This is a genomic window from Streptomyces bambusae, from assembly GCF_019400985.1.
Classification (GTDB): Bacteria; Actinomycetota; Actinomycetes; order Streptomycetales; family Streptomycetaceae; genus Streptomyces; species Streptomyces bambusae_A.
The window spans coordinates 1-12,335 of record NZ_WTFF01000225.1 but is presented as its reverse complement, the minus strand read 5'-3'; the positions used below and the strand labels follow the sequence as shown (position 1 = coordinate 12,335).

Annotated in this window: 9 protein-coding genes and 1 pseudogene; 6 read left to right on the top strand and 4 right to left on the bottom strand. The window is 75.7% G+C overall.

The annotated features are described in order from the left end of the window. Nucleotides 1-223: pseudogene (locus tag GPJ59_RS25755) on the bottom strand (hypothetical protein); the annotation flags it as partial. 319 nt (nt 224-542) lie between these two features. On the opposite strand from GPJ59_RS25755, the gene GPJ59_RS25750 reads away from it, so the two are divergent. Beyond that, on the top strand, nt 543-1,094 hold the full coding sequence (locus GPJ59_RS25750; protein ID WP_219670083.1) for a hypothetical protein: 552 nt from the start codon (nt 543-545) through the stop codon (nt 1,092-1,094). Nucleotides 1,095-1,558: 464 nt separating this feature from the next. Continuing rightward, on the top strand, nt 1,559-2,044 hold the full coding sequence (locus GPJ59_RS38660; protein ID WP_219670082.1) for a peptidoglycan-binding domain-containing protein: 486 nt from the start codon (nt 1,559-1,561) through the stop codon (nt 2,042-2,044). 25 nt (nt 2,045-2,069) lie between these two features. Here the strand turns inward: GPJ59_RS38660 and GPJ59_RS25740 are convergent, their stop codons facing one another. Further along, nucleotides 2,070-2,816, bottom strand: a complete 747-nt coding sequence (locus GPJ59_RS25740) for an SDR family NAD(P)-dependent oxidoreductase (protein ID WP_219670081.1) — start codon at nt 2,814-2,816, stop codon at nt 2,070-2,072. A gap of 113 nt (nt 2,817-2,929) precedes the next feature. Here GPJ59_RS25740 and GPJ59_RS25735 point away from each other — a divergent pair, with 113 nt between their 5' ends. The 4 genes from GPJ59_RS25735 (at nt 2,930) to GPJ59_RS25720 (ending at nt 7,881) form a co-directional block, all read left to right on the top strand. Then, on the top strand, nt 2,930-4,420 hold the full coding sequence (locus GPJ59_RS25735) for an ATP-binding protein (RefSeq protein ID WP_219670080.1): 1,491 nt from the start codon (nt 2,930-2,932) through the stop codon (nt 4,418-4,420). A gap of 4 nt (nt 4,421-4,424) precedes the next feature. Then, nucleotides 4,425-5,531: a tetratricopeptide repeat protein gene (locus GPJ59_RS38655; RefSeq protein WP_219670079.1), complete on the top strand. Its 1,107-nt coding sequence runs from the start codon at nt 4,425-4,427 to the stop codon at nt 5,529-5,531. Between the two features lie 154 nt (nt 5,532-5,685). Then, a complete protein-coding gene (locus GPJ59_RS25725; protein ID WP_219670078.1) occupies nt 5,686-6,756 on the top strand; it encodes an RNA ligase (ATP) in 1,071 nt (356 codons plus the stop codon). Between the two features lie 207 nt (nt 6,757-6,963). Next, on the top strand, nt 6,964-7,881 hold the full coding sequence (locus tag GPJ59_RS25720) for an NADP-dependent oxidoreductase (protein ID WP_219670084.1): 918 nt from the start codon (nt 6,964-6,966) through the stop codon (nt 7,879-7,881). A 524-nt stretch (nt 7,882-8,405) separates the two neighbouring features. On the opposite strand, the gene GPJ59_RS25715 is transcribed toward GPJ59_RS25720, so the two are convergent. Both GPJ59_RS25715 and GPJ59_RS25710 read right to left on the bottom strand, forming a co-directional pair. Continuing rightward, nucleotides 8,406-11,879: a poly(A) polymerase gene (locus GPJ59_RS25715; protein WP_219670077.1), complete on the bottom strand. Its 3,474-nt coding sequence runs from the start codon at nt 11,877-11,879 to the stop codon at nt 8,406-8,408. Continuing rightward, nucleotides 11,879-12,335 (bottom strand): AAA family ATPase (locus GPJ59_RS25710; RefSeq protein WP_219670076.1); only part of this gene is annotated, 457 nt, incomplete at its 5' end. The genes GPJ59_RS25710 and GPJ59_RS25715, both read right to left, overlap by 1 nt.

Below are 12,335 nucleotides of genomic sequence, written 5' to 3'. Positions count from 1 at the left end.
CCTGCTGCCGGGGCGCCTCGGCCGCGGAACCGGCCTCCGGCGGGCTCGGCGTCGGCGCGGGCGCGGTGGTCGCCTCGGGCAGCCGGCCCAGGGGAAGCGCCGGTGAACCGGCCGACGTGCCGGTGCCACGCGACGGAGTGGTCGCCGTCGGGCCGACGGACACACAGCCGGCACTGGCGAGGAGCGCGGCGAGGGAGAGGGGCACGGCCCGGCGTAACTGCACCCGTCCACCATGCCGTACACCGCCCGGTCCCCGCCCGGCCCGGTCACGCTCACGGGTGACGCGGACCCCGCCTTCCGGCCCGTACGGGCGGCCGCGCGCGGGTGGCGCGCGCGGGTGGGCGCGGCCGCGCCGGGGCGGGTGCGCCAGGGGCAGGCCGTCCGGCGACGAGCGGGAACCGGCCACCGGGAGCTGAACCACTCCTTCCGGACGTGCCGGGAATGCGGAGCTCGGGACAGACCGGATGCATGGGACAGCTCGGACATCCGGCTTGACCTGGATGTTCTCCGGGGGAAAGAGTGCGCCCGACCGAGAATCCCGCATGCCGTGCCCTCCGGGGTCGCTCGCCATGTCCCTGTCCGCCCGCCCCGCACTCGCCTCGGCCGTGATCGGTGGCGTGCTCGTGCTCGGAGCGCTCGGTTCCCTCGGCGCGGCCGCCCCGGCGGCCCACGCCGCCGCGGCTACGGGCGGCCTCGGCGCGAGCGCGGCGGCCGTGCCGACCGGTGCCGGACGGGGCAGGGGCGCGGAGGTGAGGATCGGCGTCCCGGCCGCACCGCCGTCGGCCCCGGACGACGGCTCCGCAGCCGGGCCTGGCCCGACCACCGCCGCCGCCACTCCCACGGCAGCTCTCCCTCCCCCTCCCGCACTCGCTCCCACCCCGGCCACCGAGAAGGTGCGGCAGCAGGACGCGCCGGGGTCCGGCGGTGCCGGCAGTCCGGTCCCGGCCGTCGTGGTCGGAGCCGGCGGCCAAGGCTCCGACGGCGGCCTCGCCCTGACCGGCTCCGCCAGGACGGGCACGTTGGCCTTCGCCGGGTGCCTCGTACTGGCCGCGGGGGTTGCCATGGTCCTGACCGCCCGGCGCCGCAGGGCCTGAACCGGCCGGGTGGGGCCGCCACCGCACCGCCGTGCCGGCCCCACCCCCTGCCTGGAGAGAACGTGTCCCACCACCCCGATGAGTACACACCCGCCGTCCCCGAGGACGGCCCGGTCCGCGACCCCTGGACCGGCCCGTCGGCGCCGCTGCCCGAACCTGCCCCCCCGAGCATCTGGCCGGACTTCGGGACGGGGCCGGCCGGTCACGCCGGCGTACCGCCCGGCGGCGGAGCCGGGCCTGCGGCCGGGTGGCCGACGGCAGGTGACGGGCAGGGCCGCCACGGCACGCACGAGCGCGTGGACGGGTGGGAGCGTGCCCGCAATCACGGTCACGGTCACAGTCACGAGCGTGACCGTGACCGTGACCGTGATCGCCGTGCCGACCGTGGCGGCCGGGATCACGGCAGGGGTGGCGATCGCGGCAGGGACCGCGATCACGACCGTGAGGGCCGGATTCCGTTCACCGTGCTCGCCCTCCTGACCGCCGGCGTGCCCGCCGTGCTGGTCTGTCTGTTCCTGGTGTTCGCGGACACGGGCCCGGACACCGGGCCCGCGCGCACCGGCCCGGCGCCGTCGGTGCCCGTACCGGTGCTGCCGGCCCGTAGCCCCGGTGCGGACGGCCCGGAGTCCGGCGCCTCCGCGAAGCCGTCCGCTTCCGCCTCGGCCACCGCCTCCCCTTCGGTGTCCGCCGGCCAGCCGTCACCCAAGGAGTCGCCCTCGTCCACGGCGGGTCCGGCCACGGGCGGCACCCTGCGGATGGGCGACCGGGGGTCGGAGGTGCGAGCCCTGCAGGAACGACTCTTCGGGCAGGGGTTCACGTACGTGTCCGTGACCGGCGTGTACGACGCGCAGACCCGCCGCGCCGTGGCCCAGCTACAGCGCGACCGCGACCTGAAGGGCGACCAGCCCGGCGTCTACGGCCCGTACACGCGGCAGGCGTTCGGCATCTGAGCGCCGCCCGGCGCCCGGCCCCGGCTCAGCGGCCGCCCGAGACCCGGAGCACGGCACCGGTGGCGTACGAGGCGTCGGGCGAGAGCAGCCAGGCGATGGCCGAGGCGATCTCCGACGGCCGGCCGGGCCGCCCGAGCGGGATGCCGGCCGCCGCCTTGGCCGGCCGGTCCGGGTCGCCCATGGCGGCGTGCATGTCGGTCTCGATGACGCCAGGAGCAACGGCGTTGACCCGGATGCCGGCCGGGCCGAGTTCCTTGGCGAGTCCGACGGTGAGCGCGTCGGTGGCCGCCTTGGTCGCGGCGTAGTGGACGTACTCCCCAGGGCTGCCGAGGGCTGCGGCGGTGGACGAGACGTTCACGATGGCCCCGCCGCCACCCGCCGCCATGTCCTGGGCGGCCCGGCGGCAGCAGAGCAGGTACCCGAGGAGGTTCACCTCCACCACCCGGCGCAGGTTCTCGGTCGTGGCGTCGGCGAGCCGGCCCAGCGGCCCGGTCACCCCGGCGTTGTTGACCAGGCCGGTCACCGGGCCCAGTTCCGCCCGGGCCGTGTCGAACAGCCGCGCCACGTCCTTCTCCTCGGCGGTGTCGCACTGCACGGTCACACAGCGCGCCTCGGGAGCAGCGGCCCGGACCTCCGCCGCCGTGGCGCGCGCGGCGGCCTCGTTGCTGACGTAACCGAGCACCAGGTCGTGTCCGTCGGCGGCGAGCCGTACGCAGGTGGCGGCGCCGATCCCGCGGCTGCCTCCCGTGACGATGGTGACGGGACGTGACATGGTGTTCCTCCTGCGCTCGCACGGTGTCTGCCGGCCGCCCCCATGATCGCGTCCGTGGCGCCCGGCCCGCCTCCCGTTTCCTCCCTCGGGCCCTCACTCCATAGGGTGAGGGCATGTCCGACGAGTCACCCCTGATCCGGAGCATGCGCGCGGCCGTCGCCGCCGCACCGGAGGACGTCCCGCTGCGCCTCCACCTGGCCGAACTGCTGCTCGCGGCCGGGCGGAACGACGCCGCGGTGACCGAGGCCGCAGTCGCCCTCCAGCACGCCCCGGGCGATCCGCAGGCGCGTGCCCTGATGGCCCGCGCGATGGGCCTGCCGGCCGCCGCGTCCGAACCTCCGGCCCCGCCGGCCGCCGGGGCGGGTCCGGCGAACGGCCTTGGCGCCGGCCCCGGTTCCGCCACCGGCGGCCCGGCTGCCGCTCCCGGCACGGGCGGGGAGTCCGGCGCGGGCCCGGCCTCCGGTGCGGTCGCAGGCGTCGGTCCCGCCGAGGGCACCGGCTTCGACTGGGCCGCCGCCGAGCAGGACCTCGGCCACGTTGTCGGCCCCCGCTTCGTCACGTCCGGCGACTCCGCGTCCGGCGACTCCGCCTCGGGTGACTCCGCGTCCGGCGGCCCCCGGTCGGGTGACTCCGCGTCCGGCCGCCCCGGCCTGGAGGCCCCCCTCACCGCCGACGACCGGTCCGCGGACGGCAACGACGGCGACGACGGCGACGCGGCCGTCTGGGACGTCGACGCGCCCGGCTCCGTACGCCTCGCGGACGTCGGCGGCATGCAGGACGTCAAGGACCGTCTCGAAGCCGCCTTCCTCGCCCCCATGCGCAACCCCGAGCTGCGCAGGCTCTACGGCAAGAGCCTGCGCGGCGGCCTGCTGCTCTACGGGCCGCCCGGCTGCGGCAAGACCTTCATCGCCCGCGCCGTCGCCGGCGAACTCGGCGCGAGCTTCATGTCCGTCACCCTCTCCGACGTCCTCGACATGTACATCGGCGCGTCCGAGAAGAACGTCCACGAGATCTTCCGGATCGCCCGCGCCAAGGCCCCCTGCGTCGTCTTCCTCGACGAGCTCGACGCCCTCGGCGCCAAGCGCAGCCGCACGCACCACAACGGCATGCGCAACGTCGTCAACCAGCTGCTCACCGAGCTCGACGGCATCGACAGCGCCCAGGACGAGGGCGTGTTCGTCCTCGCCGCCACCAACGTCCCCTGGGACGTGGACCTCGCGCTGCGCCGCCCCGGCCGCCTCGACCGCACCCTCCTGGTGCTGCCGCCGGACGCCCCCGCCCGTGAGGCAGTCCTCCGCTACCACCTGCGCGACCGCCCGATCGAGGCCGTCGACCTCGGCAAACTGGCCAAGGCCACCGAGGACTTCTCCGGCGCCGACCTGGCTTATGTGTGCGAGGCCGCCGCCGAGAACGCGCTGCTCGACTCCGCCCGGACCGGGAACGTCCGCATGATCGGCATGGCGGACCTGCTCGGGGCCGCCCGGCAGGTCCGCCCGTCCAGCGAGCCGTGGTTCGCCGCCGCCCGTAACGTCGCGATGTTCGCCAACGAGGGCGGGATGTACGACGACCTGCTCGCCTACCTCAAGAAGAAGCGGAAGCTGTGATCGCGTGAGTGGCTCCACCATCGACCGCGCGGAACTCTTCCACGACCTCGGCCGGTACCCGCAGGCCGCCGAGCTGGCTGCCCGGCACCTGGCTGGGCAGCCCGACGACACCCGGGCGCTGATCCTGCTCGCCCGCTGCCAGCGGTCCATGGGCGACCTGAACGCCGCCCTCGCCACCGTCGAGGAGGCGCTGCGCCTGGAGCCGGACGACGCCTACCCGTGGATGGTGCGTGCCGACACCCTCTCCAAGCTGGGCCGGCTCCAGGAGGCCGTCGCCGCCGCCCGCCGCGCGGTCGAACTGGCCCCGCTGTTCTGGGGGAGCCACCACGCCCTGGCCGTCGTACTGGAGCGCAGCGGCAACCGGGCGCTGCGCACGGACGCGTACGCCGTGGCCCGGCACGCCACCTCGCTGGCCCCCGAGGAGGCCTCGGCGCACTTCATGGTCGGCCTGATCGCCCAGCGCCTGGGTGACCTGCGCACCGCGCGCACGGCGTACGAGACGACGCTGCGCCTGGACCCGCAGAGCAGCGAGGCCCACAACAACCTCGCCATGCTCGACCAGCGGCGCTCCGCGTTCAACCCGCGGGCCTGGACCAGGGCTGCCGAGGGCTTCGTCAACTCCGCGGCGCTGGACGTCGAGGACACGTACGCGCGGTACAACCTGGAGGGCATGGCCTGGGGCGTGGCGGCCTCCGCCCGCTGGGTCGCCCTGGCCGGGATGTTCGTCTCCATGGTCAGCACGTACGGGCTGCGTTCGGGCTCCCCGGAGGCCGACGGGTACTCCGGTCCGCTGATCGGTGGGCTGCTGCTGGTGCTGATGTGGTCCGGCTGGCTGCTGTGGCAGCGGGGCCGGATCTCGCACAGGGTGCGCGGCCCGCTGCTGATGATCGCCCGTCGCTGCCCGCCCGTCCTGGCGATGGCCGCGGCAGTCGCGATGCTGGCGCTGCATTCGGTGGCGGCGGTGGCCCTGCCGCTGGTCGACCCGCCGATCATGGGCGGGCTGGCCGGGCTGCTGTTCTGGAACCTGATCCTCACCTACTGGATCAGCCGGGTGTTCCTCGGCCGCCGTTCACCGGTGCGCCGGCAGCGGCGCACCGGTGGGGCAGGGTAGCCCGCCGATATCGGGTTGACCAGCGGAAATCCCGGACCGGAGAGTGGGGTTCGGCGGGGCGGCGGCTGTTCGTCGGGTCGGTCGGTCGCTCGGACGGACGGACGGACGACCGCCCCGCCGTCCGTCACCACCGATTCGCGAAGGAGACCGAGGCATGTCCACACTCCGGGTCACCGCGGAGGAACTGACCATCCATGAGCACCCGAACGCCGACGCGCTGGAGCTCGCCCAGGTGGGCCTCTATCGCGCCGTCGTCGCGAAGGGCACGTACCGCACCGGCGACTTCGCCGTCTACATACCCGAACAGTCCGTTCTGCCACCGGAGTTGATAGCCGAGCTCGGACTGACCGGCCGGCTCGCCGGCAGCGGCGCCGACCGGGTGAAGGCCGTACGGCTGCGCGGCGAGCTCTCGCAGGGCCTGGTCTGCCGGCCGGGTGCGCTGGCCGACGTGGACCTCGCCCTGGCCGCGAAGGAGGGCACGGACTTCGCGGAGCGGCTCGGCATCACCAAGTGGGCCCCGCCGGTCCCCACGACCATGAACGGCGACGTCGAGTCCGCGCCCGACCTCCTGCCGTGGGTGGACATCGAGAACCTCCAGCGCTACCCGCACATCTTCGAGCCCGGCGAGCAGGTCGTCCTGACCGAGAAGCTGCACGGAACCGCCTGCCTGGTGACGTACCTCGCCCAGGACGAGCGGCTCCTGGTCTCCTCCAAGGGCTTCGGCTCCAAGGGGCTGGCGCTGAAGGAGGAGGAGCGCAACCTCTACTGGCGCGCCGTCCGCGCCCACGACGTACAGGCCGTCGCCGCCCGGCTGGCCGCCCGGCTCGGCGCCACCCGCGTCGGCATCTTCGGCGAGGTCTACGGCGCGGGGGTCCAGGACCTGGCCTACGGCGACGACGCGCGGACCGCCACCGGCCCCGGCCTCGCCGTGTTCGACGTCTCCGCCGAGATCGACGGACAGGTGCGCTGGCTGGACCCCGAGCAGGTGTTGGAGGGCGAACTCCCGCTGGTGCCACGACTGTTCACGGGAGCGTACGACCTGGACCGGGTGCTGGAGCTGGCCACCGGACGCGAGACGGTCTCCGGGCGGGAGCTGCACCTGCGCGAGGGCGTGGTGATCCGTCCCGTGACCGAGCGGTACAGCCCGGTCGTCGGCGGCCGGGCCATCGCGAAGGCGGTCAGCCCGGCGTACCTGACGCGCAAGGGCGGCACCGAGTACGAGTAGGAGCGCCTGCGCCTGCGCCCGTGCGTGCGCTTTCCTCTTCGTCTTCGTCTTCGTCTTCGTCTTCGTCCGAGCACGGCCTCTGCTGGCCCGATCGGCGGACGCACGGCACGGCTGACCGGCGTCCGCCGCCGGGCGTGGTGGGATGGGGCCCGACGGCGGTGTTTCAGCGGGTGAGCACGGAGGGCCGGGCGGATGTCCCAGGACACGATGCGGGCGATGGCGTACGAGACCTACGGCGGGACGGAGGTCCTCAAGGAGGCCTCGCTGCCGATCCCCAAGGTCGCACCCGGCGAGGTCCTGGTGCGGGTCGAGAGCGCCGGCGTCAACCCGGTCGACTGGAAGATCATGGCCGGCGGCCTCGACGGCCTGATGGACGTCATGTACCCCGTCGTCCCCGGCTGGGACGTGGCCGGCCGGATCGCCCGGGTCGGCATCGACGTCCCGGAGTTCGCGGAGGGCGACGAGGTCGTCGCGTACGCCCGTAAGGACTACATCCACGGCGGCACCTTCGCCGAGTACGTCTCCGTCCCCGTGCGCGCCCTCGCGCGCAAGCCCGCCTCGCTGGACTGGGACCAGGCCGCCGGGCTCCCGCTGGCCGGACTCACCGCGTACCAGCTGCTCACCCGCCTCGGCACCGGACCCGCGGACACCGTCCTGGTGCACGGCGCGGCGGGTGGGGTGGGGTCGTTCGGGGTGCAGATCGCCACGTCGTTCGGGGCCCGGGTCATCGGTACCGCCTCCGCGCACAACCACGAGCGGCTGCGCGGCCTCGGCTGCGAACCCGTCGAGTACGGCGAAGGCCTCGCCGACCGGGTCCGGGCACTCGCCCCCGACGGGGTGAGCGTCGTCGCGGACTTCGTCGGCGGGGTCCTCGACGTGACCCTGGCCGTGCTCGCGGAGGGCGGGCGGCACGCCTCCATCGCCGACCACAGCGTGATGGGCGCCGGCGGCCAGTGGATGTGGGTCCGCCCGAGCGGCCGGGACCTGACCGAACTGGGCCGGCTGGCCGACGCGGGCCAACTGACGGTCACGGTGGCCCGCACCTTCCCGCTGGGTGCCCTCGCGGAGGCCTTCGAACTGAGCCAGGCCGGGCACACGGCGGGCAAGATCGTCATTAAGATCTGATACGGGGTCACAGACCGAGGCCTGCCGAGGCCTGCCGAGCTGCCGACTGCCCCGCCTGCTGTCACGACCTGGTCCCGCCCGCAGCCTGAGCCTGGCCCGCTGATACCCCCGTCAGTCGCCCCGTCGCTTCCCGCAGTGGTCAGGAGACGGCTGCCGCCGCGGACGCTGCCGGTGGTACAGTCGCGGCCTGCAGGGGCGGTGTCGCTGAGGGCAAGCCCTGCCACGCTCGCGGACGCGTCCGCCGTTGCGGCGGGGGGCGGCGTTCGCAGCCCTGGGCTGCACCGCCAGTACGGCGATCACGCACTGCCCGTGAGGAAGCGTCGGACGTTCACCGTTCTTCCTGGTCTCGTTCCGGGTCGTCGCCTCGCAGGCGACAGAACTGTGCTTGCGATGCTGCTGTTGCCGTCGAGCAGTTGCATCCGACGCGGGTCCCGCGCCGAGACGACGGGGCTGCGCGGCGGTGTCCAGCTTTGCGTTCTCGCAGAGCGTGCCGTGCCCTACGGCTGCCTCCGCGTGGGGCAGGCTCACCTCAGGGTCGGCACCGAACCGGGTCCCTCCCACGCCACGTCGACCCCCGCCAGGCCGCCCGCCCAGGGCGCCGCGAGGGCGGCCAGCGACGCCGCGTCGGGCGGGGCGGCGCCCAGCCCGATCGCGAAGCGGGCGTGCAGGTGCCCCGACGCGAAGGGCCTCGGCCAGGCATGGGCGTCCGCGACGCCCGCCTCCTCCAGCTGCGTCAGCAGCGCCCGTACGCGGCCACGCACGCGGCCCATGGTCTCGGTGAACTCCCGTTCGTCGCCGCCCGCCACGCTCACCACGGCCCAGGCGCCGTGCCGGCGGTGCAGCGGCGGTACCCCGACCAGCTCCGGCCACGCCGCCGCGCCCCGCTCCTCCAGCAGCTCCCAGCCGCGGTACAGCTCCTGCGCCAGCAGGTCCCGGAAGCCCGCCCCGACCTGCACGGTGCAGCTCCGGACCGGCGCGGACGGGGTCAGCACCGTCAACGGGCCCTGCGCGGCAAGCGCCTGGGCGGCGGCGAGCGCCTGCGACGCGGGAAGCCCCTGCGCGGGGCCGTCGAGCAGGACGGGTTGCCTCCAGTCCCACGCCGCCCACGTCGCGAAGAACTCCCGCAGCAGGTCCAGGCCCGTGAGGCGCCGCTCGGCCGCCGGTCCGCACGCCTCGCGCACGGTCCGGGCCGCCAGCACGGACCAGGCCACCCCCGGCAGCCCGCCGTACGGCGCCGAGTCCAGGCCGCGCGCCTTCGCCCATGCCTTCACCTGCGCGGCCAGCCCGGCGAACGCCGCCGGTTCCGCGCCGACCGCCGCCCGCACGGCCTCCGCGTCGCTGACCGCACTCAGCGCGACCGCGGCCGCCTCGCCCAGCTCCGCCCGGCGCGCCACCGCCTCGGCCGGCGCCAGGTCCCCGGTGGCGACCACCACCAGGTCGACCGACAGGTCACCCACGCCGAACCGCAGGCCGGGTACCCGAGCCCCGACGACCTCGCGCAGCCGCCCGGCCTGCGGCAGCGCGGCAGCCACCCGTGCGGCCACGACGGGCAGGTCGGCCACCGGGTCCGGCAGGGCCGCGACCAGGTCCAGGTCCGCGCCCGGCAGGGCGCAGCCCATGCGGCGTGAGCCGACGACCCGTACGACTCCTTCGGGCAGCGCCGCCGCGATCCGCCGCGCCACGTCGTCGGCCGCGGCATCGGCCACGTCGTCGGGCGCGGCATCGGCCGTGGCGGCAGTGTCGTCGGCCGTGACGACGTCCCCGGCCGCGGAGTCGTCCCGTGCCGTGGAGTCGTTCCGTGCCGCGGAGGGGTCGGTACCGGCCCGTGTGCCGGCACCGGCAGCCGCGGCGGCTCGACCGGCGGGCCCTTCGACCGGCCCCGGCAGCGGGCCCGTACCAACCCCTCGCCCTGACGCCGCCCCAGTAGTCCCTGGTACGGGACCGGCCCCCGGCTCGGGCGCGGTCCCGGGCATGGGCTCGGGCATGGGGCTCGGCACGGGCGCTGGGCCCCGCCCCGGCTCCGGCGCGGGTGTCGAGCCGTCCTCGTGGGCGTCCGGCAGCCACCGCACCTCGCCCGTGCCGAGCGCCACCGTCGCGCGTACCTGCATCGGCTCGTCGCCGCGGCGGGACAGCACCGCCAGTTCCCCGACCCGTGCCGTCAGCGCGGCGCCGGCCAGCCGGGCGGTGCACTCGGCGACGGCCCGCTGCGGATCCCCGGTCCGGCCCAGCGTGAGGTGCGGGGTGAACCCCTCCGCCCGGGTCCGGCACTGCGGGAACCGCCGCGCCAGGGCCTGCCGCAGCTCGGCCCACGGCAGCTCGCCGTCCGCCGCCGGGTCCAGCCACACCGTGGCGTCCTCGCGGTGCCCGAAGCTGTCCACCCCGGCAAGCCGCGCGGTGAACGCGGGCACCTCGGCCGCCGCTTCGGCCAGCAGCGGCAGTGCCCGTTCGAACGCGGACTCCGGTACGAAGCCGAAGAGCAGGTTGACGTGGGGCGGCCACCGGTCGATCTGCGGATCGAGCTCCCGGCGGATGTCCTGGACCGCCGGCCACAGCCCGGCCGGCGGCAGCCACGCCACCGCCGTGCGCGCCGTGACCGGTACGTCGAGGGTGTCGAGGACGTCGACGTGTTCGCGGGCATCGCGGGCATCGCGTGTGTCGCGGATGTCGCGGGCATCGCGGACGTTGATGTTGCGGACGCCGTCGGAGCCGAGCGCCACGGGCACGCCGGCCGTTGCCCCGTACGGACCGGTCCCGCCGAAGCACACCTCCGCCTCCACCCCGAAGTGGTCGGAGACGAACAGTCCGTCCGGCCCCGGCCGGTCCCCGCGCAGGGCCGCCCGTACCACCCGCACCGGGTCCGGCTGCCCGCCAGCGCCGTCACCGGCCCGCAGCAGGATCCGGTCCAGCCGGGAGGCCCGTCCGGTCAGCGAGGACACGGCGGCCAGCGGATTGACCCCGGGGTCGAACGTCGGCGTCGCGTCGTCCGGGCCGTGGACGGCGGACCAGGCGTCCAGCAGGCCCAGCGTTCCGGCCGGTCCCTCGGCCCCGCCCCGGCCGTCGTTGAAGTCGCCGAGCAGTGCCACGTCACCCTCGACGCCGGCCAGGCCCTCGGCCAGCCGCGCGAGTTCGGCCCGGCGGCGGGCCGCCCCGTCCGGCGAGTGGTCGCTGGACAGATGCGTCGCCGCGACCACCAGCGGGCCGCCGGCCGTCTCCACGGTGACGGCCGTGACTCCCTTGTGCGGGCCGAGCAGGTGAACTCCCGCCTCCCGTACGGGCAGCCGGCTGAGCACCAGCAGCCCGGTCTCGGCCACGTCCCGGCCGCGCGTGTCCGTGCTCAGGGCGTAGCCGTCGCGGACCCAGTCCTCGCCCAGCAGCAGGGCGAGCAGCGCGGGCTCGACCTCCTGCAGGGCGATCACGTCGGCGTCCGCGGCCGCCAGGCCGGCCAGCAGCAGCGGGCGGCGCCGCGCGGTGTCGATCAGCGGCCCGTCGTACCGGTCCCACAGGGTGTTCCACGTCAACAGCCGTACGCCCGCGGCCCCGCCGCGACCCGCCCCGTGACCGCTGCCCGATACGGACGCGCGCCCGCTTCCCGGCACCGCCGCCCGCCCGCGACGCCGATGCCCGTCGTCCCTTCCGCTGCCCCTCCCGCTGTCCGTGCCGCTGCCCGTGCCCACGGGCGTCCACGCCGCCCGTGCCGGGTCCCAGGCGTGCGGGGTGCGGGCGGTGAAGAAGGGCGCGCGCAGCCGCCGCGGTTCCCGTACCCGGCCTGCCTCCGTCACATCGATCCGGTCCACCCCGGCAGCCCGGTCCCAGACCAGTTCGCCGTCGGCCTCCACGAACAGCACCCGGTGCCAGGGGATGTCGCCGCCGGGCACGTACGACGGCAGCGGCACCCGCTTGGGCGCCGCCCCCCGCTGGTGCAGCCCCAGCACGAACCGGGCCGGGTCGAACCGCGGGTCCCACCGCACCTGGTGGTAGAGCTCCTCGCTGGTGCGCATCACGCCTCCTCGTCCTCGGCCCCACCCGCCAGGGTGCCCGCGGTGTCCCCGACGGCGCCGTCCGCCCCCACGTACCAGGTGCGGTGCGCGCCACGGCCGGGGTACGGCGGGTCGAACCGGCGCAGCTGTGAGCCGAGCACGTCCGGTGGAACGGGGTGGGCGCGCGTTTGGTTGCGCCGGACCAGCTCGTCCTCGTCGACCAGCACGACGACGTGGGTGACCAGGGCGTTGCGCCGCCGGGCCACCGCCCGTACCAGCGACCGCTGCTGCTCGGTGAGCGAGGTGGCGTCCCACACCACGGCGCCGGCGCCGAGCGCGCTGCCGCTGCTGTCGTCGTTGCTGCCGCCGGTGAGCGTGCTGCCGCCACCCGGCGCGGCGCGGAATCCCGCGGTGGTGCCGCCGTCCGCGCCGGTGCGGCCGTCCACCGTGCCGGCGGTGTCCGGCCCGGTGCCGCGG

Coding starts and splice junctions, on each gene's coding strand:
- GPJ59_RS25750 (WP_219670083.1), top strand. CDS start 543: ATGCCGTGCCCTCCGGGGTCGCTCGCCATGTCCCTGTCCGCCCGCCCC.
- GPJ59_RS25740 (WP_219670081.1), bottom strand. CDS start 2,816: ATGTCACGTCCCGTCACCATCGTCACGGGAGGCAGCCGCGGGATCGGC.
- GPJ59_RS25735 (WP_219670080.1), top strand. CDS start 2,930: ATGTCCGACGAGTCACCCCTGATCCGGAGCATGCGCGCGGCCGTCGCC.
- GPJ59_RS25725 (WP_219670078.1), top strand. CDS start 5,686: ATGTCCACACTCCGGGTCACCGCGGAGGAACTGACCATCCATGAGCAC.
- GPJ59_RS25720 (WP_219670084.1), top strand. CDS start 6,964: ATGCGGGCGATGGCGTACGAGACCTACGGCGGGACGGAGGTCCTCAAG.
- GPJ59_RS25715 (WP_219670077.1), bottom strand. CDS start 11,879: ATGCGCACCAGCGAGGAGCTCTACCACCAGGTGCGGTGGGACCCGCGG.